A 1,892-nucleotide genomic window follows, 5' to 3' on the forward strand; every position below is an offset into this window, starting at 1 on the left:
GTTTTAGTGCCTCCTGTTTTCATCGTCTTAGTGCCGTTTTCATTGATCTCTACCTCGCCCCCTCTGCCCGTTATTTGTGCAGTTCTTAGTGCTGGCATATTGTCGTAAATCGTTTTGGCAAAATTCCTAGCTAGACCTTGCTTGATGTTGGTAGTATCACAACCTACTAGGGCAATGCGCTCAAAATGAGTATTTTCATTGGCGTAAGTGTCATAAATCTGCTTGACTTTATCGGTCAATTTATCCATGCCATTTTCACCATTGGCAAAATTTTCTCCATGATCAACAAAATTAAGGCGCACATTGCCTTTAGGGGTGTAAATCTCGTTGTCTGATGTAACCAATTTGTTATTGTCATCAAAATGAACAATAATGCTACTCTCAGGGTGTTTATTGGCAAGGGATTGGGCGGCTTTGACGGCGGCTTCGCTGTTGCCGTTTTGAACGATAATGTTACTTCGGTAATTGCTGAAGTCTTTTTTGAGTGCGTGACGGAAAACCATATCACTGGACACTTTAGGATTGTCTCTTATTAAAGATTTCATTTGAGCTTTACTAATAAAGTGATTGCTTTTATCAACCATTACTTCAATTCTATCTATTTTATAGTTGGTTTTTGGCTCGTAAAGCACTTTGGTTGTACCTTCTGAATCGTAACCCATAACAACAAGGTCTTGTTGTTTTTGTGCTTTATCTAATAGACTTTCTTCAAATTCTGGATCACGATCTAACATCTCTTTGCTAACCAAAATGGCGTGCACGCCTTCGTTTTGGTTAAAGGCTTTCAGAACATTTATCGAGGTGTTTCTCCACTTTCTCAAATCTCTTATACCCTCTGTCCTAAATTTTTGTAAAGAATCATGCATATAGTGCGGGGGTTCAACCGACGACGAATCAGAATTCGCTGGATCCATAACATAAAGTTGCCCATCTCTACCTACTAACATTTGCAAATCAACAATACTCAAATCTGGATTGCTTGCAAATTGTTGCAATAAAGTCTGAATGTCGACCAGTGTTTTGTGTGTTATGCGCTCTTCTTTAAGAGGCTCCCACCCTGGTTTTACCATGAATGAGTCATGAATACGCTCAACTAAAATACCATGGTGTTCTTGACCAGCTTCGTCAATGATAGAAAGCGCCTTGAAATATTTTGGCGTTTTAATACCCATTTCTCTAAATTTATTAATCCACTCAACTTCGTTTTTTAATTGTTCAATATAATCGCTTTCTCCTGGATTTTCCTCCAGTTGTAAAAACAATAGATCAGGATGGTTCTTTAAGGTGTAAGCAACTTTCGTACTGCCTTCGTTAATAGGCCTGCCTATATCCTCATGAGTCAATGAATCGGGAATATTTAAGGCGGTTTCACCATCTAAGCCCAATTTTAGATGATCTAAAACTTTAGCAATATTCTTAGAGCTTTGCGTTGTCCAAGTAGATCTTTCACGTAGATAATCCCAACGATGAATGATTTTTTGATCCTTCTCATTCATGGTTTTAGAGCCATCTTCGTTCACATGAATATCGCCCAATCTACCTGTAACGCTAGTGTCTCTTAAATATCTTCGAGTGTAAAGCTCTTTAGCGTAATTTTCACTCAGTGCTTTGTTTTTACAGCCCACTAACGCAGCACGATTCAAATAGGCATGACTGCCTGCTGAATCCATCTTGTAGTGTCGCACTAATTTATCGGTGTAATTTGCTAACTTTGCTGCCCCCACTTCTTCCAATTTTTCTGAATGTCCAACAATGTTGAGTCGTACACTAGAATCAGGCGCAAATGCTTTGCCCCTTGGAAAAACCAATTTTCCTTGTCGATTCAGTGTAACAAGAACGCTGGTGTTAGGGTGTTTGTCAAATAACGCTTTGGCGGCATCTCTGGTGACTTT

1 protein-coding gene is annotated in these 1,892 nt (G+C 39.2%); it reads right to left on the reverse strand.

Annotation, left to right across the window (positions count from 1 at the left end):
* Window positions 1-1,892 (reverse strand): C80 family cysteine peptidase (locus tag BHECKSOX2_RS09645; RefSeq protein ID WP_180323756.1); only part of this gene is annotated, 1,892 nt, incomplete at both ends.

Source organism: thiotrophic endosymbiont of Bathymodiolus puteoserpentis (Logatchev), assembly GCF_900127505.1.
In the GTDB taxonomy this organism is placed as follows: Bacteria; Pseudomonadota; Gammaproteobacteria; order PS1; family Pseudothioglobaceae; genus Thiodubiliella.